General features: G+C 41.9%; 15 protein-coding genes. 3 read left to right on the top strand and 12 right to left on the bottom strand.

Annotation, left to right across the window (positions count from 1 at the left end):
* Nucleotides 1-31: 31 nt before the first annotated feature.
* Complete coding sequence (gene prmC, locus ACK8P8_RS08550) at nt 32-877, bottom strand: peptide chain release factor N(5)-glutamine methyltransferase (RefSeq protein WP_410025810.1); 846 nt, start codon at nt 875-877, stop codon at nt 32-34.
* Nucleotides 878-927: 50 nt separating this feature from the next.
* On the opposite strand from prmC, the gene cls reads away from it, so the two are divergent.
* Nucleotides 928-2397, top strand: coding sequence for a cardiolipin synthase (gene cls, locus ACK8P8_RS08545; protein WP_369859024.1), 1470 nt, complete (start codon nt 928-930; stop codon nt 2395-2397).
* 109 nt (nt 2398-2506) lie between these two features.
* Nucleotides 2507-4939, top strand: a complete 2433-nt coding sequence (locus tag ACK8P8_RS08540; RefSeq protein WP_369859025.1) for a bifunctional UDP-N-acetylmuramoyl-tripeptide:D-alanyl-D-alanine ligase/alanine racemase — start codon at nt 2507-2509, stop codon at nt 4937-4939.
* 71 nt (nt 4940-5010) lie between these two features.
* Here the strand turns inward: ACK8P8_RS08540 and ACK8P8_RS08535 are convergent, their stop codons facing one another.
* The 6 genes from ACK8P8_RS08535 to ACK8P8_RS08510 all read right to left on the bottom strand — a co-directional run bounded on the left by ACK8P8_RS08535 (nt 5011) and on the right by ACK8P8_RS08510 (nt 14356).
* Nucleotides 5011-6207, bottom strand: coding sequence for a TlpA disulfide reductase family protein (locus tag ACK8P8_RS08535; protein ID WP_186978223.1), 1197 nt, complete (start codon nt 6205-6207; stop codon nt 5011-5013).
* A gap of 129 nt (nt 6208-6336) precedes the next feature.
* The gene (locus ACK8P8_RS08530; protein WP_186978225.1) at nt 6337-7302 is read right to left on the bottom strand and encodes a hypothetical protein; all 966 of its coding nucleotides are present in this window, start codon (nt 7300-7302) and stop codon (nt 6337-6339) included.
* An 11-nt stretch (nt 7303-7313) separates the two neighbouring features.
* The gene (locus tag ACK8P8_RS08525; RefSeq protein WP_186978227.1) at nt 7314-8843 is read right to left on the bottom strand and encodes a RagB/SusD family nutrient uptake outer membrane protein; all 1530 of its coding nucleotides are present in this window, start codon (nt 8841-8843) and stop codon (nt 7314-7316) included.
* Nucleotides 8844-8854: 11 nt separating this feature from the next.
* Nucleotides 8855-12361 carry a SusC/RagA family TonB-linked outer membrane protein gene (locus tag ACK8P8_RS08520; RefSeq protein ID WP_186978229.1) on the bottom strand — a complete coding sequence of 1169 codons (3507 nt, stop codon included), beginning with the start codon at nt 12359-12361 and terminating at the stop codon, nt 8855-8857.
* 171 nt (nt 12362-12532) lie between these two features.
* Nucleotides 12533-13702 (bottom strand): FecR family protein, encoded by a 1170-nt coding sequence (locus ACK8P8_RS08515; RefSeq protein WP_369859026.1) that lies wholly within the window; start codon nt 13700-13702, stop codon nt 12533-12535.
* A gap of 87 nt (nt 13703-13789) precedes the next feature.
* The gene (locus ACK8P8_RS08510) at nt 13790-14356 is read right to left on the bottom strand and encodes an RNA polymerase sigma-70 factor (RefSeq protein WP_369859027.1); all 567 of its coding nucleotides are present in this window, start codon (nt 14354-14356) and stop codon (nt 13790-13792) included.
* A gap of 91 nt (nt 14357-14447) precedes the next feature.
* Here ACK8P8_RS08510 and ACK8P8_RS08505 point away from each other — a divergent pair, with 91 nt between their 5' ends.
* Nucleotides 14448-15728 (top strand): M64 family metallopeptidase, encoded by a 1281-nt coding sequence (locus ACK8P8_RS08505; RefSeq protein ID WP_369859028.1) that lies wholly within the window; start codon nt 14448-14450, stop codon nt 15726-15728.
* Nucleotides 15729-15889: 161 nt separating this feature from the next.
* Here the strand turns inward: ACK8P8_RS08505 and ACK8P8_RS08500 are convergent, their stop codons facing one another.
* From ACK8P8_RS08500 to ACK8P8_RS08480, 5 genes are all read right to left on the bottom strand, one after another.
* Nucleotides 15890-16876, bottom strand: a complete 987-nt coding sequence (locus ACK8P8_RS08500; protein WP_227216752.1) for a hypothetical protein — start codon at nt 16874-16876, stop codon at nt 15890-15892.
* A 75-nt stretch (nt 16877-16951) separates the two neighbouring features.
* On the bottom strand, nt 16952-18328 hold the full coding sequence (locus ACK8P8_RS08495) for a hypothetical protein (protein ID WP_227216753.1): 1377 nt from the start codon (nt 18326-18328) through the stop codon (nt 16952-16954).
* 11 nt (nt 18329-18339) lie between these two features.
* Nucleotides 18340-19866, bottom strand: a complete 1527-nt coding sequence (locus ACK8P8_RS08490) for a RagB/SusD family nutrient uptake outer membrane protein (protein ID WP_227216754.1) — start codon at nt 19864-19866, stop codon at nt 18340-18342.
* Between the two features lie 13 nt (nt 19867-19879).
* A complete protein-coding gene (locus ACK8P8_RS08485; RefSeq protein WP_410025763.1) occupies nt 19880-23374 on the bottom strand; it encodes a SusC/RagA family TonB-linked outer membrane protein in 3495 nt (1164 codons plus the stop codon).
* 139 nt (nt 23375-23513) lie between these two features.
* Nucleotides 23514-24635, bottom strand: coding sequence for a FecR family protein (locus ACK8P8_RS08480; protein ID WP_369859030.1), 1122 nt, complete (start codon nt 24633-24635; stop codon nt 23514-23516).
* Nucleotides 24636-24681: the final 46 nt, after the last annotated feature.

The raw sequence follows: 24681 nt of genomic DNA, 5'->3' as shown, positions 1-24681 counted from the left end.
TTAATCAAATTTAAAATCGTAAATCATTGAATCACTTCGTCCATTTCGCTTTTATCATCCTGTCCCTGTCATGAATATCTTTCCGTAACTCCACTTCCCGGTATCCCATACCCGAAAGTAAATCGAGCATCTCTTTCCCGAAAGCCTCATTGATCTCGAAAAACAGGAGTCCTCCGGATTTCAAATGCGAACGCCCGAATTCCGCTATTACCCGATAAAATACCAACGGGTCTTCATCCGCCACGAAAAGCGCCCGATGCGGCTCATACCCCAACACCCGCTCATGCATCAAAGCTTTCTCCGAAATTCGTACGTAAGGAGGATTACTCACGATGACGTCAAAATCCGGCCAATCCCACGTTTCATGCCGCAAAATATCCCTTTCATAGAAATGCACCTCTACCCCGTTTATCCGGGCATTCTCTCTCGCCTGACGGATTGCCTCCGCGGAAATATCCGCACCATGCAACTCCAATCCCTGTATCATTTTACCCAAGGTTATAATAATACATCCGCTTCCGGTTCCCACGTCGAGTACCTTGGCTCCCGCGCGTAAACCACTTCCAGCAACCCACATCACCAACTCCTCCGTCTCGGGACGCGGAATCAACGTTTCGTTATTCAACTGAATATCAACACCCAAAAACTCTGTTTCTCCCAACACGTACTGAACCGGTTTGTTTGTCTTCAATTCCGCCACCATCGCCACAAAATTATCAACAAACCTTTTCTCCAATAATTCGTATTTATTAAGATGTATTTCTATATTTGTACAATGCAACATCTTACAAAAAAGATGTGAACACAAATATTTTATTTCATGCTCATTGTAGGTATCTTTTAGTTCCTGTAATGCGTATTGCTGTAAATTAAACATCGTATTCATAAAACAAAGATACGGTTTAATTGAAAATTGAAAATTGAAAATTGAAAATTAATTTGGCGAACTGGGTAAACATAGTGGCAGACGTGGGTGTCGTGTTATATATATTGGCTATTTTGGCTATCATTTACACGATTATACTGGAAAACAGAAATCCGGTACGTACTCTGGCGTGGATACTCGTGCTCGTGCTCGCACCCGGTTTCGGGTTATTGTTCTATATCTATTTCGGCATGAACTATCGCAAGGTCAAGATGTTCTCCATGAAAGGATTAGGTGACTTCAAGTGGTTGCAGTACATGAGCGAAGACCAAAAACAACGCATCCAGAAAGCCGAACTACTAAAGAAAGCCGACATGGAAGCCGTGAAGCCCTTGATGACCTTGCTCCTCAATAACAGCAAAGCACTTCTCTCCCGCAACAACACGGCAGAGATTCTGAACAACGGGGAAGAAACTTTCGGTTCTATTTTCAAAGCCATAGCCAAAGCTAAAAAATACATCCATCTTGAATATTATATCATCGAGAAAGGAGAACTCGGCGACAAATTGAAGAGCCTCTTAATCCAAAAAGCGAAAGAAGGCGTTGAGGTCAGAGTGATTTTCGACGACGTAGGTTCATGGCAATTACCCAAAAGCTATATCCGTGAAATGCGGGAAGCAGGCATACAGGTTTACCCGTTCCTTCCCGTGCGTTTTCCCTTGTTCACCAACAAGGCAAACTACCGCAATCACCGCAAGATCATCGTCATTGACGGTGACACCGGATTCATCGGCGGTCTGAACTTCGCGGACCGTTACCTGTACGGGTTACCCGGCATAGGAATCTGGCGCGACACCCATCTGAAAGTCAAAGGAGAAGCCGTTACCTCGCTTCAAGTCGTGTTCCTTTTCGACTGGTATTTCGTGCGGCAGGAACTTCTACTGAACAAGGCGGAATACCTCCCGAACAAAAAGGCGGACGGCAACGTGGTGATTCAAACCGTGGCTTCCGGACCCGACAGCGACTGGACTTCCATCCAACAGGCTTATTTCACGCTTATCAACATGGCGAAAAAATACGTTTTCATCTCCACGCCTTATTTCATGCCGGGGGAAACCACCATCAACTCGCTGAAAACCGCCGCCATGAGCGGAGTCGATGTCCGTATCATGATACCGTACAAATCGGATTCCCTGCTGACCTACTGGTGCACCCGTTCCTATATCGAAGAACTGCTGGAAGCCGGCGTCCGGGTATTCCAGTATCGCAAAGGATTCAACCATAGCAAAGTAATCGTCATGGACGGGCTCGTGTCCTCCGTCGGTACCGCCAACATGGACATCCGCAGCTTCGAGCAAAACTTCGAGGTCAACCTCATCCTCTACGACCGTAACGTCAGTCGCCAACTCGGCTCCGACTTCCTCAACGACTTGAAAGAAAGCCACGAAGTCAGCCTCCATCAATGGAAATTCCGTCCAAAAAGAGATAAAATCCGCGAATCCCTCGCCCGTCTTTTCGCCCCATTACTCTAATTGAAGCCCATTCATGCACCTACACGAACGCTAGAAATTTTCCCCTCTAAAATCTAAAATCTAAAACCTAAAATCCGTAGCTTTGTTGGTGTATTTTCAATTTTCAATTATGAAAGAGATTGCCGACATCATAGAAGGAGAATTACGACAAGGTATTCCGGTCGAAATCACGGAATACAGCATTGACAGCCGTTCTATCATCACCCCGGAGCATACGCTGTTCTTTGCACTAAAAGGGAATAACCACAACGGTCACGATTACATACAAACGCTTTACTCTGATGGAATAAGGGCTTTCGTTATCAGTGAATACCGGGCAGAATTCGACCATCTTCCGGAAGCGAATTTCATCCTAGTTAAAGATGTCCTGACTGCCCTACAACAACTGGCTGCCTTTCATCGCCAACAATCACGGGCGGAAGTGATCGGTATCACGGGAAGTAACGGCAAAACTGTCGTGAAAGAGTGGTTATATCAATTATTGGCTAACGACCACGCCGTGTATCGCAGTCCCCGGAGTTACAACTCGCAAGTCGGCGTGCCGCTCTCTTTGCTGGGAATCGACACGAAAGCAGACATCGCCATTATCGAGGCAGGTATATCCCAAAAGGGAGAAATGCAACGACTCCAACATATGATTCGTCCGGATATCGGGATATTCACGCATCTGGGTGATGCCCACGACGAGAATTTCTCTTCCCGGGAAGAGAAACTGGCAGAAAAAGCCCGCCTGTTCACCACGTGCCGGTGGGTGATCGGACAAGCGGGAAATGTCATGCAATTCATCCGCACACAAGTACCCACCACCACTTCATTCTTCACGTGGAGCGAAGAAATTGAAGCTGACGTACAGGTGCAGACCATGAATATTGCTCTCGACCACCGGGAAGTAAAAGTTACACACGGGCAACAGTCGTTCATTCTCGACATCCCGTTCGCCGACATCGCGTCATTCGAGAACTGCATGAACGCAGTCTGCGTTTTACTGCTGAAAAAATACGCCCCCGAAATCATCGTTTCCCGGGTAGCTCAACTTTCGGCAATAGCCATGCGCCTTGAAATCAAGGAAGGCATCAACAATTGTACGCTCGTGAATGACTACTATAACTCGGATCCTTCCTCGTTTCAGTTAGCCTTAAACATTCTGGCTACACAAGACACCTCGAAAGAACGGGTAGTCATCCTTTCCGATTTCATGGATTCCGGCAAAGAAGCCGACGATTTATATCCTTCCATTGCCGAAACGCTACGACAAGCCAATGTTTCACTATTTATCGGTATCGGGAAACATTTAAGTGACCACCGCCATGACTTCGCCCCCAATTCCCGCTTTTACGAGGACACGGAACATTTCCTGCGCCAAGAAGAACGGGAGAATTTCAAAGAACAGGTCATTCTGATTAAGGGGGCACGGGTATTCCAATTCGAGTTTATCGCCGGATTCCTGCAAAAACAATCCCACGGTACGATACTGGAAGTCGATCTGGACGCCATGGTTCATAACCTGAATCATTTCCGTTCCCTGACCGACGCGCACATCGCCGTCATGGTGAAAGCGTTCTCGTACGGAAGCGGCTCCCGGGAAATTGCCTCTCTATTGCAATACCATCGGGTGGATTATCTCATGGTGGCATTCGCGGACGAGGGCATTGAATTACGTGCCGCGGGAATCACCATTCCTATCGCCGTGATGAATCCCGAACGGGAGGCGTTCGACAATATGATCATGTTCAACCTCGAACCGGAAATATATGCCTTGGATATTCTTGAAGACTTCAACCGTTCACTGGCAAAACACGGCATCAAACGTTTTCCCGTGCATATCAAACTGAACACGGGCATGAACCGCTCCGGTTTTGACGAGAGAGATTTACCCCGGTTGTTGGACTTCTTCCGCTCGGAACGCTCCGTCTATATCCGGTCGATCTTCTCGCACCTCGCCGGAAGTGACGAAACGATACACGACAAATTCACGCTCGGTCAAATCCAGTTATTCGAGCGTATGACGGAACATATACAAGCCCGATTCGATTACAAGATATGGCGTCATATCTTGAACTCCGCAGGTATCGAACGTTTTCCGCAATACCATTTTGACATGGTGCGCCTCGGCATCGGACTACACGGGATCAGTGCCACCAATGCCCCCCTCCAACCCGTGAGCAGTTTCAAGACATACATCTCCTCTATCCGGGAAGTACCGGAAGGACAATCCATCGGGTACGGTCGTAAAAGCTTTACCACCCGTCCCTCCCGTATCGCGGTCATTACCGTGGGATACGCCGACGGTCTGAACCGCCACTTGAGCAATCGTGTCGGACACGTCTTCGTGAAAGGAAAACGGGTACCCATCATCGGGAATATCTGTATGGATACCTGCATGATCGACGTCACCGACACGGATGCCACCATCGGTGATGAAGTGGAAATATTCGGGAAACACATCCCCGTCACCGAATTGGCGGAACAACTGGGAACCATCCCTTATGAAATTCTCACGGGTATTTCCCACCGCGTAAAACGGGTATATTACAAGGAATAAAAACAAAACCCTTCCCAATGTTCTCTTTTAGAACCGGGAAGGGTTTTCCGCTGCATGTTTACGAGAAACTATTATTTTTCATAACGATCTCCCAAATGGTCGATCAATACAATATCCAATTCTGACCCTCGCACTTCACGAGCGATAATCTTTCCTTCTTTATCAAGGATCAAACAGAAAGGGACTCCATTCACTTTATATTTTGTTACCACGTCACCCGACCATCCCTTATTATCATTCAACTGTATCCATTTCATACCTTCCTCTTGAAGAGCCTTTTTCCAATCTTTATCCCGTTCATCAATCGAAACACTGATCATATTCAACCCGTCATTCCCCTTTCCATAGACATCGTACACGTGGCGCAAGTGAGGTATTTCTCCCCGACAGGGACCGCACCAAGAAGCCCAAAACTCCACCATATTGTATTGCCCGGGCTTCACGTAATCGGACAACTTCACCTCCTTGCCGTTCTCGTCCAACAAGTTAATATCCGTGTATTTCTCTCCAATAGCTGTAGGATAGAGAGTCTCAACGAACTCTTTCAATTGCTTGTACGCCGGAGTTTCATGCAAGGAAGCATCAATAATTGCCAACAAATTATCCATATCCGCTTTCGAGAGAGTCCCGCCAAATACTATATTTTGTGCGACATCTACCGCCACGGGCGAATTAGAATGGGTTTTCACAAAATTCATCTGCATTTGTTCCATTCCCTTTTGAGCATCCTGCATCTCCCGCACCAAAGCGATTCCCTCGCGGGTGTTAAACACGCCGTCGAGAGCCGGGAGATGGTAAACCTTCAAGTACTTATTCCATGCTTCATTATGCTTTACCCCGTACGGCTCCAATTCTTTCTGGAAGCCCATATACAAATCATGCGCAGGAGAACCGGTAATAGTCACCATTCCTTTCACTTTCCTCTTGAAACTCAATCTTGAAGGCAAAGAATCAATAGAGGGGCTATCGTAGCGAATATTCGTATTATCTATGAAGATATCCGTTCCACGTAAATCTTTCTCATAATCCTCTTTCAATTCAGGCGACAGATCAATCCATAACTGATAACGCACAGGAACATCCACTTTCCCTTTCAATACAAATTTACCATCTTTCACCACGGCAGAATCCACCGGGGTATCCCAATCATATAAATATGCCTTTATCCCGTCAGGAGTTCCCGGTACTGAACCGGAAATTCGGTAACCAACCTCTTGTTGACATGCAACAAACAAACCTAAACAAATAATCCCATACAGTATTTTCATTCCATTCATTTTTCAAATTTATTACTTAAAAATTCCATCAATATATTGATCTCCTGTATCTTATTTCTCATTCGCAACAACATTACCGTATTTGTTTTAAATCAAAAATAGGAAAACCCGCTCTTGCATCTAGTCAATAGTTACCGTTAACCAGGATTTGCCAAAAGTTTCCAAGTCAAGCTTCAAATTCTCTTTATAGTACTTTATCGTTAAATCATATTTCAATTTAACCAATGGATAATTATCCAATGCATTTTGTCTTTCCTCTAAAGGATTATTAACAATCCACGTCGCATAAGTTGTCATATCAAGAAACTGATATTTATCGGAGCCGGATTTAATCATTCCAAAAGGATCCACAAAACCATTGCTCATGAGAAAATCCATATTCAAATCACCATCTTCCGTGAACAGATTATCAAATACTTCTGATTGCTCCTCGTCCGTTGTATAATCATATAAATATTTTCCGGCACTTACATTTGCAAATTCACTCGGCACAGGCAAATAGTTATGAAAATATGTTGATGTCCTCGTTTCAAAATAAGCAGAAGTTATACTATATTTCCACAAATCCAATTGCTCTCCGATTTCATCAGTCATATCCCCCCAATAAATAATTCCCTGTTGAGCTTCATCCGTGTAAGCAATAGTCAATGGCCAAGGAAGATAATAGTCGTCTTGCACAAGATTACACTTTACCAAAACATGGCGTTTAGAAATACTTTTTGCTAAATCCTCCGGCAAAAGATCGAGAAACTTTATCATTAACTTCAAAAAAGATTCCGAAGTCATCTCGTCCGCAGCCTGCATCGGATAAATATCCGGGTTATAATATTCGGCATAATACTCAAACATAGCCGTCTGAGTCCACCCCACCGGAGTTCGTAATGCTTCGTCACCGGCCAAAGTATAATAAGTATGCAAATCATACTTCTGATACAAACTATAACACAGTTTCTGCGCCTCGGAAGGTCCGTCAGCAATTGCCGGGATTGGTCCGTCATACTCGTATTCCGATTTCAAAGAATCTTCGTCATGACATGCAATGAATGAAACGATCATTCCTAATAACAATATATATTTACTTTTCATATCTATAGTATTTATCTAGGATTAATACCTATTTCAGGATTAACATTCAGCTCTTTTTGAGGAATCTGCAACACATAACGAGGATCATTTTCTATCAATGACGCTTGCTGTGTTCCATAACCTCTACGCTCCATGACCGGACGGGTTGTACGCCGCAGATCGAACCAACGGTGTCCCTCGAAACAGAGTTCCAACCTTCTTTCCAACCAAACTCTATCAAGAATAGTGTTCTGTGTATAATCTTCCTCCCGCAATTCATTATAATCTTCCGCAATGTATTTTGCCTGTCGCAATGTATTTAAAGCGGCAATTGCATTTCCGAGTCCGCCACTCTTATGAGCGTAAGCCTCTGCCAAGATCAGATACATTTCTTCAGTCCGGATTACACGCGAATACCCTGTAGATCCGTTTATTTCAAACGTAAAATTACCAATAGGATAATCTATATATCGATTCTTGGCAAAAATATATTTGTACACCATTCCATCGTCACCAAACTCCCGGACTTGTCTTATAAAATAATTTTGACGTATATCACCATCCTCATACAAATTATGCAAATCCTCATTAACAGCAAAAGCAGTCATGTAACTACGCGCCGCAAAAGCCATGATATTTTCGGTAATTCCGCTTACAAACAACACATTCGAATTATCCACGGCTAAATAATCTTTCCCAGCCATTTGATCTGACATATAATAAGCACTTAAAACATCGCTGGCATTTATCGACGGATTTTGCAGATATGCCACATTCAAATCAAATAAACTCGAATTCTCCTTTAACACGAGATTCGCTTGTTCAATCGCCAAATCCCATTTCTGCATGTACAAGTAAACTCTAGCCAGCAAAGCTCTGGCAGAAAGAGCATTAAAACGGAGTTTCGTACCTCTGTCATATGGATTTTCCTCCATTAAACGAATACCTTCTTTCAAGTCTTCCTCTATAAGTACATATACTTTTTCCACCGTGCTACGCAAATAAGGCTTTCTATCCACATCTGTTGTCAAGTTAATAGGAATTCCCGGATCGGTCGCACAAGTTGACGGATTATATGCAGGAGCATACAAATTAACTAAATTGAAATACGAATAAGCCCTCAAAACATAAGCCTCCCCCTTCAAATTTCCCTGCAACTCTTTTGTTTTTTCCTCGTCTGTATTAATACCGGTTGCCTCATCTATATTTTCAAGCACCACGTTGGCATAATAAGCACTACTATAAAATGCTTCAAATGCTTTATCTCCATCCGGCATCGATGTTTCGTGACTGCTACTCCACGTGTAAGCACTCGCGTAAATATCAGCAGCACGAGTATTACTCAATGTAGCAGAAAACTCCGGAACCAAAGTCGCATCATCAGACAAAACGTCCAAATACGGCATAATTTGTTTCGAAATATATCCCCTGTTCAGCAATTGTTCGTAATCATCAATGGTCGTCGGCTTTAATTTATTCTGTGGTATTTCGTTCAGATAACTATTACAAGCACAACACAATACCCCCACCAACAACAAATTATATAAACTATTTTTTCTCATAACTCTTCGCTTTAAAAATTAACGTTCAAGCCAAATGTAAATGTTCGGGGCAAAGGCAATGCTCCATAACCATTTGTCGTGTAATTTACGGTCTCCGGATCATATCCTTTCAATTTTTTATTCGCCACCACAAACAAATTCTGGGCTTGAAATTTCAACGCAACATTTCCCATAGTACGACCGCCCAATACAATCTTATCCAACCACTTTCTAGGCAACTGATACTCCAGCATTAAATTCCTAAAACGCAGATAATCTCCCGGCACGACAGCCTCTTGACTCTTGTTATACATATCGATCACATATACATCTTCAGTTCCGACAGTTACGTAATTACTTCCCGTGTTCAAACGAGGAATTGTTTTCCCTGTGTTATCCTGCCCGGGACGCCAACGGTTCATAATGGATTTGTTTGCATTCTGTTCTCCGTCCGGATAGTTATCATAGGCTAACTGGGGTAAACGAACCACATTCTTCAAGCCGAAAGCAAACAACATGGATAGACTCAGATTCTTATAGCGAAGATTGGTGTTTATTCCTCCCGTCAAAATCGGATCACGCTCGCCTTCGTATTTTAAACCCGCCACATCCATCGGAATACTCAGGAATTCAGCATCATCCACACCGTAAATATTCCCGTCTGCAGCATAGAACGTCGGGGTTCCTCCCTCATCCAGTCCGGCAAAATGATACGAGAACATGGCATTCATCGCTTTTCCTTCCATCACATCACCCGGGGTATATGTACTTCTCACCAAATTTTTTGCTTGAGGCGTCACGTAAGATTTTGTTACCTTATTTTTCACGTATCCTAGGTTTAACGCCAATACCCAATCCCAATTATTCTTCTGTATTAACCTACCGGTCAGAGATATATCCACACCATGATTACGCATGTCTGCATAATTCACGTTACGTCCGCTAAAACCGGTTACAGAAGAAACATCCAAATAGGCAATTAAATCTTCACTCTTGTCCAAGTAATAGTCTACATCCAGCATTAACCTGTTCTTAAATAGTCCTAATTCCAACCCAATATTCAATGAAGATGTCGTTTCCCATTTCAAATCACGATCAGGAGCCTGTTGTATTTCCATTTCCAATAATCCGGTATTAGGATTAGGCGGTAAAGCAGAAGCTATTAATAAAGGACTACTGTCTTCCACGATATTCCCTCTCAACCCGAATGAAGCACGCAATGCCAAATTACTTAACCAATCTTCCTCTTTCAAGAAATCCTCCTCGCTTACTGTCCATTTCCCAGATACAGACCATAAAGGTAAATACCTATATTTCGGATTGGAACCAAAAAGATTTGACCCGTCAAAACGAATATTACCATTCAACACATAACGATCTTTATACATCAAAGACAAAACGCCGTAATAAGAAATATTCGATCTTTCCAACAAATCACGAGTAACCTTATTTCGTTTCAAATGCCCCGTTGTTGAACTTAATGAAGGCTCATAAAAAATTTCCCCTCTATCTTTATAATAGCCATAAGAATTTGTTGCCATCCCTTTATATTTCGTTGTCCGAAATTCTTGTCCAAGCATTACATCAATATTCAAATCTTGAACTAATGTCCCACGATACTCCAAGCTATTGCGGACTAAAGAAGTTCTCTGTTCATAAACAGTCTCATTAAATTCTCCTCCATTAGGCAATACGGAGTTTTTAATCAAATCTTTATCAGAAGTATCTCCATAATTATATCCTCTGATTTGAGCTATATAGTTACTGTATTCTGTTGCATAATCTATAGCCGTGGAATGGGAAGATGAATAACTGTACAATCCTTTATATTTCAAACCTCGGTAAAGATTAACTGATAAATCAACGATCCCCTTAACATCCGTCTGTGTACTTTCGCTGTGAGTGTTATTCAGTTCATTCAACACGTTGAACAACAACATTCCTCTTTGGGTACTCTGGTAATAATACAAACCGGAATCATCCCGTTCCGGAATTGCTCGAGAAGCAGAAACAGCATATTCAAAAGGATCAATAGCACTATGATAATTCTCCCGATCTCTACGACTCAATTGTAATAAAGCCCCTAAGTTTACACCTTGAAACAACTCACTATTTATTTTCAACATTCCATTATAATTCTGATAATTAGTGGATTTATCCACCCCATCTTCTCCATTATAACCTAAAGAAATATAGTAATCTGTCTTTTCCGATCCTCCGGAAATACTTAAATCATGAGTCTGAGTATATGCATTACGAAACAATATTTTAAACCAATCTGTATTTCTTTTTTCCATTGCCCGGGTTTCCCGATTCAAATCCTCTATTGACACATCTCCTAGGGCGTAAGCTTGCAATAATCCTTCCAAACCGCAAGTTCCCATGATCCAGAGTCCGTCTTCCGAGTATTGTCTGGTTAATTCGATCCTTTCTTTTGAATTCAATAAATCAAAATCATTATAACTCGGGCGAATACTTACCGCTGATGTATGTTGGTAGGAAATATTAAAACTATTTCTTTTACCGCGTTTAGTAGTTATTACAATAACCCCGTTGGCAGCACGAGTACCGTAAATTGCAGTTGCCGAAGCATCTTTTAACACCGTGATAGTTTCTATATCATTAGGACTTACACCACCAATAACAGTATTAAACATATTCATCACATCCGGACTATTCAAATCTGCAGCAGAAACAGGTACAGAATTTTCCAGAATAACACCATCCAATACCCATAAGGGTTCTGCATTTCCGGATATCGTTGAAGAACCTCTAATCCGAATCTTCGGAGCCGCACCCGGTCCTGCAGAAGTATTCACAACAGACAATCCCGGAACAACACCCTGCAACATCTGTTCGATACTGGATGCCCCGATAGTCTTCAAATCACTGGTTTTTACCGTCACCACGGAACTGGTCAAATTCCGTTTCTCGATCTGTTGATACCCCGTCACGACAATTTCACCCAAACTCTCGGCTTCATCTTCCATCATGATATTCAGACTCTTGTCGCCTTTCTTGAACATGACATCCTTGGTCTTCATTCCGATAAACGAGAATTGCAGTTTTACACTGTCTTGTTCTGCAATTTTCAATTGAAACTCACCTTTCTCGTCCGTCGCACATCCCAACTGGGTACCGACGATAAGCACCGTTACACCCGGAACCGGCTCTCCTTTCGTGTCTTTCACGACACCTTTTATTTCCATAAACTTCTCTTGCTGTTGTTCCGCAGGAACACCCGCATAACGAACCATGATAATCTTATCCCGGAACGTGTACGTGAAACCGGTTCCTTTAAAAACACGGTCTAACACGGAAGTCACCGTTTCATCCTTGGCTTTTACGGTCAACTTGTCCAAGTTCACCGTCTGCTCGTTATTGAAAATAAAATGCAGGTTAGTCTGTCGTTGAATCTCACTGAACAACATGTCTACCGATACCTCCCGCAAGTCAAGATTCACTTTTTCTTGTTGAGCAAGGCTCTTGGCTGAAAGAGTGAAGGTGAAGCAACACATGAATAAAATAAAAATTTTCATAATCTTCCACATTTTTTGCCCGCGAGGTAAATAAACCCGAGAACATAATCGTTTTTTTTCCATACTTTTGTACTTTAATGTTAGTATTCTCAATAGGTAATGCTCGCAACATAAGCCTATTGTGTAATTATCATTTATGACGGGAAGTGCTCGCAACACTTCCCGCTGTTTTTATTCCGACACGATAACCGTGCGTCCTTTCACTGTAAAGTTTACTCGCGTAACCCCCGAAATCGCATCCAAAATAGTGGATATATCTTCATACCGTCCCAAATGCCCTGTAAAATGCAGGCTTCTCAAACTAGACGTTTGGTAAAACACGTCCACATCATACCACAAGGAAAGCGTGGTCATGATATCCTCAAGGCTCATTTTCTCGAAAGCGAAAACCCGATCTTTCCAAGCCACGTAAGGACGAACATCAACACTATTAATATTCATCGTCTGCTCCTGACTGTTATACAATGCCATTTGCCCCGGGCTCACCTCGTATTCCTTCCCGGAAACCGGTGTTTCTATCCCGATCTTTCCTTCCACCAAAACAGTCTGCACCTTTCCGGTGTAATGAGTATTCACGTTAAACGAAGTACCGTAAACCTTAATCTTCATGTCATCCACCACAACGTAAAACGGACGTTCCGCATCTTTCGCCACCTCAAAATATGCTTCCCCGGAAAAAGAAACCTCTCGCAAATCCGCACCAAAAGCAACCGGATAACGCAATGTACTTCCCGAATTCAGATACACCACTGTCCCGTCGGATAAAGTCACCGTGTATTCCCCGCCGCGAGGAACCTCCAACACGTTATACTCCGTTACTCCCGCGGCAACCTGTTCCGGATACACCATTCCCGAGGCATCACTCTTCACGGCAACTCCTTTGGCAACATCCAATTGCTTTTCCTGTTCGGTTGACAATTCTATCACCCGGTTATCATTCAGGCGAAGAATAGCTTTCCCCTTGCCCGGGGTAATCTCGGCGATTTCTACACTTTGCTGCTGATCCGAGGCTGTATAGTTTCTCATATAATACGCGGCACCGATAATCATTAACGGTACCATCACGGCAGCCACAAACTTGTACCACCCCAAGCGACGCGATCTGTTTATCTCGATTTTCCCTTTCCGAACGACACTTCCCCATGCCAAGTCTTTATTCACATTCTCGAAAGTACTAAAATTCTGTCCCACGTTTTGCCCCTCACGGATTTCTCGCATGAATTTTTCCCGTGAAGGATCCTGCCGCAACCATTCCTCCAACTTCACCTCTTCCTCCTTCGATAAGCCACCCACGAGGTAAAGTTGAATAAGTCGTATTATATTATCATCGTAATGCTTCATATCTCTGATGTTATTTTACACCAAAGACGACAACAGCTAAAAAAAGGAGTATAAAAAAATGAAGTTTTTTTCAAAGAAATTTCCAAACTACATGCAACCGGATTGAAATAAAACATATAACAGATACGCTGTCCCCAATTTCTCACGGATATAACTCATCGCATTCCGTTTTTGAGTCTTCACGGTCAGCTCTGATATTTGGAGAATTTCTGCAATCTCGCTATTCTTTTTCCCCTCCAGATAATACTTGAATACTTCCCTACACCGTTTAGGCAGTTCGTCCAGCACCTGATAAAGACGACGGTACACCTCATCCTTCATTAGCTCCAACTCGGGCTCTTCCCCGGGTTCCGTATGCCGAAGCGTGTATTTTATATATTTTCCCTCCACTTCTCGATGTTTCAGGAAATCCAAACAAGCATTCTTTACCGAATTATACAAGAAATTCTTGAAACCGTAATAAGAACTGTAGCAAGTGTCCCGTTCCCATATTTGCACGAACAAATCCTGCACTATATCCTCTGCCTCTTCCTGTCTTTCCACCCACTTCATGGCATACAAAACGAGATAACGATAGAAGCGGTCAAACAACTCTTTAAAAGCCTTAACCTCCTTCCGGTTTAACTGTTCTATCAATAACTCGTCCCCTAGCATACTAAATAGTATATTTTACACAGTTTTTCTGTGTCGAAAAATAGTAAAAAACTATCTTTGTACAAAATTTATATTAAAAAATAACAAGTCTATGAAACAAGGAATAACTCTTATCGCCTGCATGGTATTGCTCTTACAAGCGAACTTCTCGTGGGCTCAATTCGACAAGTATTTCCACAACAAAACATTACGCATGGATTATGCCCATTGTGGCGATAGTCAGAATGAAGAAATTTATTTCGAGGAACTTCTCGAAGAACCCTACTGGGGTGGTTCTAAGGTTAATTTAATTGACACCATGTTCTACGGGAATTACTACGTGAACGTGTACGACGCAGCCACCAACCAACTTATCTATTCCCGCGGGTACTGCACCCTTTTCGGCGAATGGCAAACCACCGACGAGGCGAAGACAACACGCCGTTGTTGTCTGGAAACTGTCGTAATGCCCTTCCCGAAAAATGACGTTCGCATCGAGATATGCAGCCGGAACAAGAAAGGCAAACTCGTGAAGAAATTCGAATACACCGTGGATGTTGACAGCTATTTTATCAAAAAGGACCGTCGCTTACAATACCCCGCGTTCGACGTGCTCTACATCGGCAATCCCGCCCATAAAGTAGACATCGTACTTCTTCCCGAAGGATACACTGCGGAAGAAATGGAACAATTCAAAGCAGATTGCCAACGCTTCGTGGAAGGGTTATTCAGTTTCTCCCCTTATAAAGAAAATCGCAACCGCTTTAACGTCCGTGCCGTACTCGCCCCTTCACAGGAATCCGGCGTTGACATCCCCGGTGAATACATCTGGAAAAACACGGTATTGAATTCGTCATTCTATACCTTCGATTCCGAACGGTATATCATGACTTACGACCACAAAAGTCTGCGGGACCTTGCCGCCAATGTGCCTTACGACTTTATTTATATCATAGCCAATACCCAGAAATACGGCGGAGGCGCTATTTACAATCACTACGGCATCAGCATCAACGGTAACCTGCACGCCGCCAAAGTTTACGTCCACGAGTTCGGACATCTTTTTGCCGGTCTGGGCGACGAATATGTCGAAATCGGCAGTTCTTACAACGACATGTACCCCAAAGGCGTCGAACCTTGGGAACCCAACTTAACCACCCTTGTCAATTTCAACAAAAAATGGAAAGACATGCTCGACAAGGATACCCCGGTCCCGACTCCTATCGATCGCCAAAACCTGAAAAAACTCGGTGTCTATGAAGGCGGCGGTTACGTTGAAAAAGGAGTCTACCGTCCCGTTCCCGACTGTCTGATGAACACCCTATCCGGCAACGACTTCTGTCCGGTTTGCACCCGTGCGATTAAGAAGCAAATAGATTTTTATACTCGATAACACCGTTATCACATTAAAACTGTACCTTCAAAGGAACAATTTATGCCCAAAAACGTTCTTTTGAAGGTACAATTTTATATATTTGCAAAAAACAATATCATTTTACTCATAAACATTATCTTCCACAATATCGCTATTTTAACATAAAGCCAAATCTCACATTAAAATCTCCAACAATAAAATTCAGTTAATGAAGTTGTTCTATCACTGACAAATCCTAAATATCCCCAAAGGTCACCAAATATGTTATCATCATAAGATGAAGTCACAACACTTTTCTCTATAACAATAGCACGATAATCACGCCCTTTAGCCTGTAATTCTGAAATCGTTAACAACTCCGGCTCAAAATAAGCTTCTGATAAATAATCATATAAAGTTTTAAAAGCGACCAAATAAAATCTACCTTCAGAATCTATCTGACCACCCAAGTGTTTAACTCTATTCGCACTAATCGGATCATCACTTTGTTGAAAAGCATAACAAATCCTTAACAAATATTCGTCAAATTCATTCATCAACCAAGTTGTTTCAACATCTCCACCAATTTCTTCCAATAATTTTTGCGTACTTCGGTTTAAAGTATATTTATATGTTCCCACAATATCGGGAAGTTTAAAATCATGTGCTCCTCCACCTCCACCCGTCGAATCCTTTGGAGTTTCTTGCCAATTCTTACATTTTCTAATGCCCGCAACCTCTAGGGCGCAGCCCACTGACCATTCAATATTCCTCAACCATGAATACAATGCAGACGTGATTGAATTTCTAACATCCATAAATACTTCACATTGTGGACACGTCATTTTTCCAGTATACTCAATAGCCTTTATTTGTGCATTAATCCTATCGCCATATGAATTATTATGAAACTCTACATACTTGTTAAAATCAAGATTGAAACAATCTTTACAACATCCTTTTTTTTCCTTATAAACTTTGTATCCTTCATCCATTATTTCCCTATACTGACCATATGTCTTATTAAAAGCACTACAAATATCACACGAATCAGACCACAAATTAATAGAACGAGAAATAGAACCTTGCAATTCTTCTATTTCCTTTTCTTCATTCAAAAACTCTTCATTTCCTCCATAACATCCTATAATTAGGAAGAATATTAATACATACCAATTCTTTTTCATAACTTCGATTTTTAGTAAAAATCTCCCCTCCTGTCCGTTTGACAGGAGGGAGATTCACACACACTATTAAAATTATTACTTCCCGGTAAACGCCCAATCGGATTTATATGCCCAACGGGACGGACATTGTTTCAACACTTTACGCATCCGCAATGCTTGATCAATACTCACGGAATTTTTACGACTATACCGGTCTATCACGTTAAATGAGGTAAACCATTCCAATTCGAGTTCCTCTGGTTGACCTTCTAAATTATTTGCTTTGAACACCAAAGGATAATAATTAGCATAAGAAGTATACGTGTCGGGGCAATAATCAATATCCCCATCAGAATTCAAATTCTTATAATAACGTGTATTCGTTGATAACAAACCATAATATTCAGCCAATACAGTTGCTAGTGTAAATGTATTTGTCCCTTGTACCGACGGGTTTAAAAAAGTCATATAATTTACAAGCACACCAACCTCCAAACAACTCGTTACATCGGATAAAGTAAATCTATCTTTTGTTTGTACATCAGACAATCCGGGAATAGACTCAATATCATAATCTGAGTGCATCACAGTAGGCGATGCAGTTTCATAAGAATACGTCCCGGCTTCATCTGAATACATTGAAAATCTTGTCAACCAGATATTCAAATATCTTTCAGGATTCCAAATGCACGTACTTTTATATCTCACGATAAATTTATCATATCCAGTGACATAACTTGCAGTACTGGTACTTTGATCCTCTATATATTTTATATTAGACTCCGACAAATTTATCACATTCTTTCCCGCCTCCTGCAATTTCACCCCGGAAGGATCATAAACTGCCAATTTAAATGTCAATTTCACGTTTCCTCCATTCGGATCTGTCGTTATCCGTCTATTAAATATATTATTTACCCCCTCCAAAACTTTTTCCATATATTCTTGAGAAATGTCATACGTCGGACCGGCCGATGCGGGCGGCAGCAACATATGGAATATCACTGGAACGACGATTTCATCGTACGATTCATCCGGTAAATCCCGGATTGTTATCGGCAAACGATTACTTTCAATCGCACCTGCCTTCGCATAAAAATTTAAAACCGTCCCCGGAATCTCCGTTGTTGTAGAATAAACATTTTCTTTTATTTCATTCCCCGCCTGATCATATACCTTAACGCATCCTTTCGGCAACTGGTCATCCGGAATCAGATACTCTTCCTCAACCATTTCTGAGATATACTCCCCCTCTTCATCTTTTCCATACTTCATCACGTTCTTTTTACCATAAACAAACGGATAAAACTCCATTTTTGCCTCCCCGTTTGGCAAAAGCGTTTTATGATCTGCCCGCAATTCGATTCTCGAAATATCATCCACGGATGCTTCAAAATCCCAAATTGTAGTTTTCTCTTTTGCACAAGCACAAAAAAGAATTGACATCAATATATATTGTAAAATCTTTTTCATATCACAACAATTTAATCTTCTTTACTTGCCGGCCAACCCGGGTTTTGAGAAATATTATTATACATCAATTCCGATTCCTCCGGAATAGGCAATGCATACCTGTAATCATTTGCTTCTAACGTGTAAACTTGAACTTTATTATCATCGTCCAAAGCTTCCCGACTCACCGATACACCCAAGCGCTTCATATCCAACCACCGCATCTGCTCTTCCAAAGCAAACTCCTTACGCCGTTCCCGTAAAATCTCATCCAATACATCATTGCCTTGATAACCGGCATATCCCGGTATCTTACTACTCTTGAACTCATTCAACAGTGAAAGAGCTTCCGGATCATTTTGCCGAGCCTTAGCCTCGGCTTCAATCAAAAGTAAATCCGAAAACCGGAACAAAGGATGGGACTCACTACAAACATCCACGCTACCGCGGCTCTGCAATTTTACCCAACAAGGAGAGTTATTTACGACTTTGAAAAAAACTGAAACACGAATATCTTCTGCATCATACATCGCAAACAATTCCGGATTTACCTTTTGTTGCGGATCAGAGGGTATACCCCAAGGAGCGTAATTATTCCCCCCGTCTCCCGGGTGAGCGATTCTTAACAAAGCAAACAAATGAGGTTTATCTAACGTATAATAAGCTTTATCCGCCGGAGCATAATTCAACTCCTTTTGTTCGTCTACAGTGTTTTCAATCCGAGCTCCGTCACGAGCCTCCCGGGCATAAGTTTCCGCCTTACTCCAATCATCGGGTTCTCCGGCACATGATTCTGCTTTATATTGGTAAATTTGCGCCAGAATTGCTTTAATAATTCGCTCGTTATAGAATATATTCCACGAAACCTTAGGCACCGTTTCGTATTCCAATACCTCCGTCAATTCATGAATCAAAGTCTTGTAAATATCTGTTTGCTTCCATCTGGAACTACCGCTAGTCACTTCGGCATCAAGCGTCATCGGAATACCGTAATTATTATTGTCATAAGGAGCAAAAAGAGCATTTAACCTAAAAAGATAATATGCCCGAATCACCCTCGCTTCCCCAGAAATCCTTTCGTGTTCTGTTTTGTCATAATCCGGCACCTTACTCAAATCATTTAACACGTTATTCAAATATCCCACCGCCAGAAAAGCCGCTTTCCAAGTCTGATTCGCGAACCGATAACTCTCCCAGTTTCTAATTTCACTAAACTCTCTCGCATAAGTAGAGCCTCCACGGGCTGGACTACTCATATTTTCGTTCACGAACCCCAACATCTCGACGTCATCGGATGCCATCGCCGCACAAATATTCACGTACCGGGAAAAAGGATAAATAATTCTTCCTCCCCCATAATAAACAAGGTTGTCTAACGACTTTGGACTATATCCTCCCGCATTCGATTTTGTCGTTCCAACTAGAAATAAGCTCATAGCTTCCTTCACGTCCTCAGTTGTATAAATAACTTTTACATTCTTTGGCGGCATATCCAAAAAATCTTTACACCCGGTCATAAAAAGACCTATTGCCAATATAAATAATAATATTCTCTTCATAGTCATTTTCATTTTATATACCAATAGAAACCGAAAAATTATACCTTCTTGCACTAGGATACCCGAAAGCTCCTCTATTCTCGGGATCGATCCCCCTGTATTTGGTTAACGTGAACGCATTAGACACATTAAAATTCAGACGCATCCGAGTCAAACGCAACAAAGAACAAAGACGAGGTGAAAGATTATACCCCAAAGAAATATTCGTGCATTTCAGATAATTCCCTTTTTCAAACCTAAAATCATAAATATCATATAAATAAGAAGAGTTATCCGACTGATATTTAGGCTTATCCGTAATATCTCCCGGTTTCCTCCACCGATTAGCTTCCATTGCCAATACATTCTGTGAAGTAGCATAAATATCTCCGCTACTCGTCATACTTTGGAATGATGGAATAAGATGCCCCGCCATAAAAGAAAAATTAGTAGAAAGACTGAGGCTTTTATAAGTAAATGAAGTACTGAAACCTCCGGTATAAGGCGGATATTTTTCACCTAAAAATACTCTGGCTAACATCTTCTCTTGGCCTGTCGGATTTGCATCCATATTCACCACGTACCGTCCGTCCTTGTACAAACTTCCCAACTGATTCCCCTCCTCATCCAAGCGATCGATATAAGCCAAAGCTCCCCCTGTTGCCGGATCCACGCCTGCATATTTAAAACCATAAAACGCAGACACCGGTTCATCCTCAATATACAAACTGTACAAATAGCTCATGTTGGAATGTACACTCACGGGCAGTTCATCCACGCTCTTGTAATAAGTTTCCGTCACAACACTTTTATTGGTCGCGAAATTAAAAGAGGTCGTCCAGCTAAAATCATCCGTTCGGATATTCAAAGTTTTAACTGAAAACTCCCAACCGGTATTTCTCAACGATGCCACGTTTGCCTTGATACTCTTCTTCCCGGATGAATACCCCAGTATCTTGTCATCCAACAAATTTCTCGTGTCATTATTATAATAATTCACGCTTACATTAATCCGGTTATTTACTAAAGAGGCATCGAACCCGAAATTACGATCTTCTTTCCGTTGCCACTTGATCGAAGGATTACCCGGCACATATTCATCCATCAACTCCATTCCATCATAATAATAATTCGAGTAATTCCTGATCATAAGCGAAAATGGCAAAGCATTCCGGTCTATGCTTCCGGTAAATCCATAAGAAACTCTCAAAGCCAATTGATTAACAAACCACACATTTTCCATGAAAGATTCATTGTGCAAATTCCATTTTCCACCCACGTTCCATAATGGAGAGAAACGATTCTTCGTACCGATAATATCCGCACCATCCAAACGAGCCGAACCGGCAACAATGTAACGATCCTCGTAACTATAAGACCCCGTGGCAAAGAAAGAAACACTTCTATCCTGAGATTCTCCATGGCGTCCTAAGCTCGTGAAGGACACTTTTGAACTGATTTCTATTCCCGTTAAATCCGGGTATGTCCCGACACCATATGTCGGATTCCACTCCGGAAGCATACTGGCAAAGCTATAACCTTTCTGGGAAGATACCTCATGCCCAAGTAATATATTCACGTAATGTTTGTCAACAAAGCCCCGCGCGTAAGTCAACTGGTTCCGGACCGTCCACCCTTGAGAACGGGATGTTGACTCGGAAAGTTTACCTTTATTCAAATAATCCGGTGTTTCATCACCATATACATTTTTAACCCAAGATGTCAATTTGGAAGTATATGAACCGGGTAAAAGTTCGGACATCATATGATTGTTTGAATTTGACAATGTTCCCATCGTCGAAAACATCAACCCCTCGATAATCTTAAATTCCAATTTAAGATTCAACTGGTTACTCAAATAACGGGTTTTATTCGTGTTCTCGTTCAAATCTTTGAGAATATTGAAATCATACAAATACCCGTCACGGATAGTACTTAATGCTGAAGTATAACTTCTATCATATGCATAATCTCCGTTTTCATCATAAAGACGTTCATACGGGTTAGCGTACGTGGCATATTGCAGAGGATTTACAGCAGAAGCAGAACTACGGTCATTACGCAATGAACTCCTAGCGTCAAAATAAATCCGTAACCATCTATTGAAGTCATGCGTGAAATTTAGTGTCGCACCCACCGTTTCATATTTATTATTCGGCATCACCCCTTCCTGAGTCATGTAAGAAAGACTTCCGTAATACTGAGTCCGCTCATCCCCTCCGGAAAGCGTAGCGCTATAATTTTGAGTCTGTGCAACCCGAAATATCTCTTTGAACCAATCCGTATTAATCCTACTTAACCTTTCAATTTCAGCCTCCGCATCAGAACGGCTAATCAACCCGTTATCCGCATCACGAAGTAACTGTTGAACGCGTCCGCCCAAACGATAAGACGAAAAGTCCTCGTAAATACTTCTCTCGAAATCAACTTTTTGCCGAGAATTCATCATCACCAAACGATTTTCCGGCGCCTCACTCACTCCAAAAGAAGCCTGAATATTCAAATAAGATTGACCGACAGTTCCGCGTTTTGTTTTAATAACGATCACGCCATTTGCAGCACGGGCTCCATAAATAGCCGTTGCAGCAGCATCCTTCAACACAGTAATACTCTCTATATCATCCGGAGCTATATTCCCGATACCACTGGTCAGTACGGTTTCTTGAAATTCAGTTCCCCCCATACTAACTTTAGGCACATCTCCTTGTAAAGGCATCCCGTCAACAATCCACATCGGATCGGAACTTCCGGTCAAAGAGTTTATACCCCGGATTCGAATCTCTGCTTGTGCTCCCGGACGACCGGATATACTCATCGTTGAAACACCCGCCATAGTACCTTTTAAAATTTCTTCCACGCTGGTATATCCTTTATTCATAATATCCTTTGACGTTATCGTTTCCGTCGATCCCGTCATCCGCTCTTTCTTGATCTCTTGATAACCGGTTACCACCACTTCCTCCATCTCCGTTGCACTCTCTTCAAGAATAACCACGATCGGCTCCTGCTTTTTATAAACCACGTCTTTTATCTTCATCCCGATAAAAGAAAAACGCAACACGATAGAATCCCGCTCCGGTATAGTCAACGTAAACTCACCTTTTACATCTGTAGCCACACCGACCGTAGTCCCTTTCAACACGACGGATACACCCGGTAATGTTTCACCTTTCTTGTCCTTCACGATACCTTTTATGATGATCTTTTTCACCTCATCGAGTATCGTCATTTTTCTTTCCGAGATCAAGATATAATTATCTTTCACTTGATACACGTACTTATCCCCCAAAACCTGTTCAAGAATTTCGTCCAATGTTCCGTTTTGCACATCCAACGCAACACTCTTTTTCACGTCTAAAATTGACGTATTATAAAAAAACTCGTAATGACTCTGCTTTTTAATTTGTTTAAAGATAGACTCGATCGTCCCGCTCTTCACATTGAAAATCTCCTGTGCCCCTTGGGAATAACAATCTTTACCCCAAACACTAGAGGCTGAAATCAATAATAATAAAAATAGATTTCGCATGTACCTCAAAATTTTACTGATCCATTTTTTTTTCATACATTTGTAATTAAAGTTCATGACTCATTCACGTACATCGTCTGTAAACTTTTGCGTGAATGTTGTTATCCATAAAGACAGGGAGGGTGAGAGCTCCCTGTTTTTATTTATGTTCTACTAAAATATTCTTTCCGTTTATTTCGAATTTCACATCCGTGATTGTTTCTATCAATTCAAGTAAATAACTTGCCGAGCGATCTTTTTCCGCGGCTCCTGTAAAACGTAAATTCTGCAATGTACTATCCTCATAAGCCACGCTGCAATCATACCAACGATTCAGTTTGACCATAATATCCTCCAAACGCATATCCTCAAATTTGAAAATCCCCAACATCCATGAAATATAAAGCTCCGGATCAACCTCTTCCAACTTTACCTGCTTGTTCTCTTTATTATATTCAAACCTCATTCCCGGGGTAATATTAAACTCTTTTTGTTCATCACGTCCCCGCACAGATACTTTCCCGGCAACCAATGTTACTGAAGCCTCATGATCCGCCGTATAATCGGAAAGATTAAAAGAAGTACCCAGTACCCGTACATCAATATTCGCGGTATTCACGATAAAAGGTTTATCCGATTTAGCCACATCGAAATAAGCCTCCCCCGTCAATTTCACTTCCCGCACATCCCCCGCAAAAGCTACCGGATAAGTCAACGCAGAACAAGAATTCAATCGCACGCTCGACCCATCGGACAAAAGTACCCGGTATTCCCCTCCCGCGGGTACAGTGATCGTATTATAAAGGAGTTCCGATCTTTTTTCTGCTAAAGTGTAATCCAATATCTGCAAAGAATCATTCTTAATCATCGCACCCTCTTTATCCCGGATAACAAACACTTTATCCAAAGGTACTTCCCGACCGTCACTCAATCGCAACACCGCAATTCCTCTTGCCGGTAATATATCCTGTTTTGCTAACCCCGGTTGTTCTTGTTTCCGTGTTTCGTTAAAATAAAATACACCCGCCCCCACGATAAATAATATGGCAATCACCGCGGCATATCGAGAAAATACAAGTACACGACGCTTTTGGGTGATATTGCTTATCCTTCGATGAATGAAATACCACAATTGGGCTAATTTACCTTCGGGTATTTCCGGTAGGTTCTCGACGTCATCATTGAATTGATCATACCAACGCATAACCTGTTCTTCTTCTTCAGGCGTACATTGATGCTCCCTGTATCTTTTTAAAAGATCATATATTTCTTTTGTCCCCATTTTTCACCTTCTTTTCCTATAAGACAGTTCCGGGGAGCAAAAAGTA

Source organism: Butyricimonas muris, from assembly GCF_046365375.1.
Taxonomy (GTDB): domain Bacteria; phylum Bacteroidota; class Bacteroidia; order Bacteroidales; family Marinifilaceae; genus Butyricimonas; species Butyricimonas muris.
Note: the sequence above shows the minus strand (reverse complement) of the source record. Positions and strands in the feature narration are given on the sequence as shown.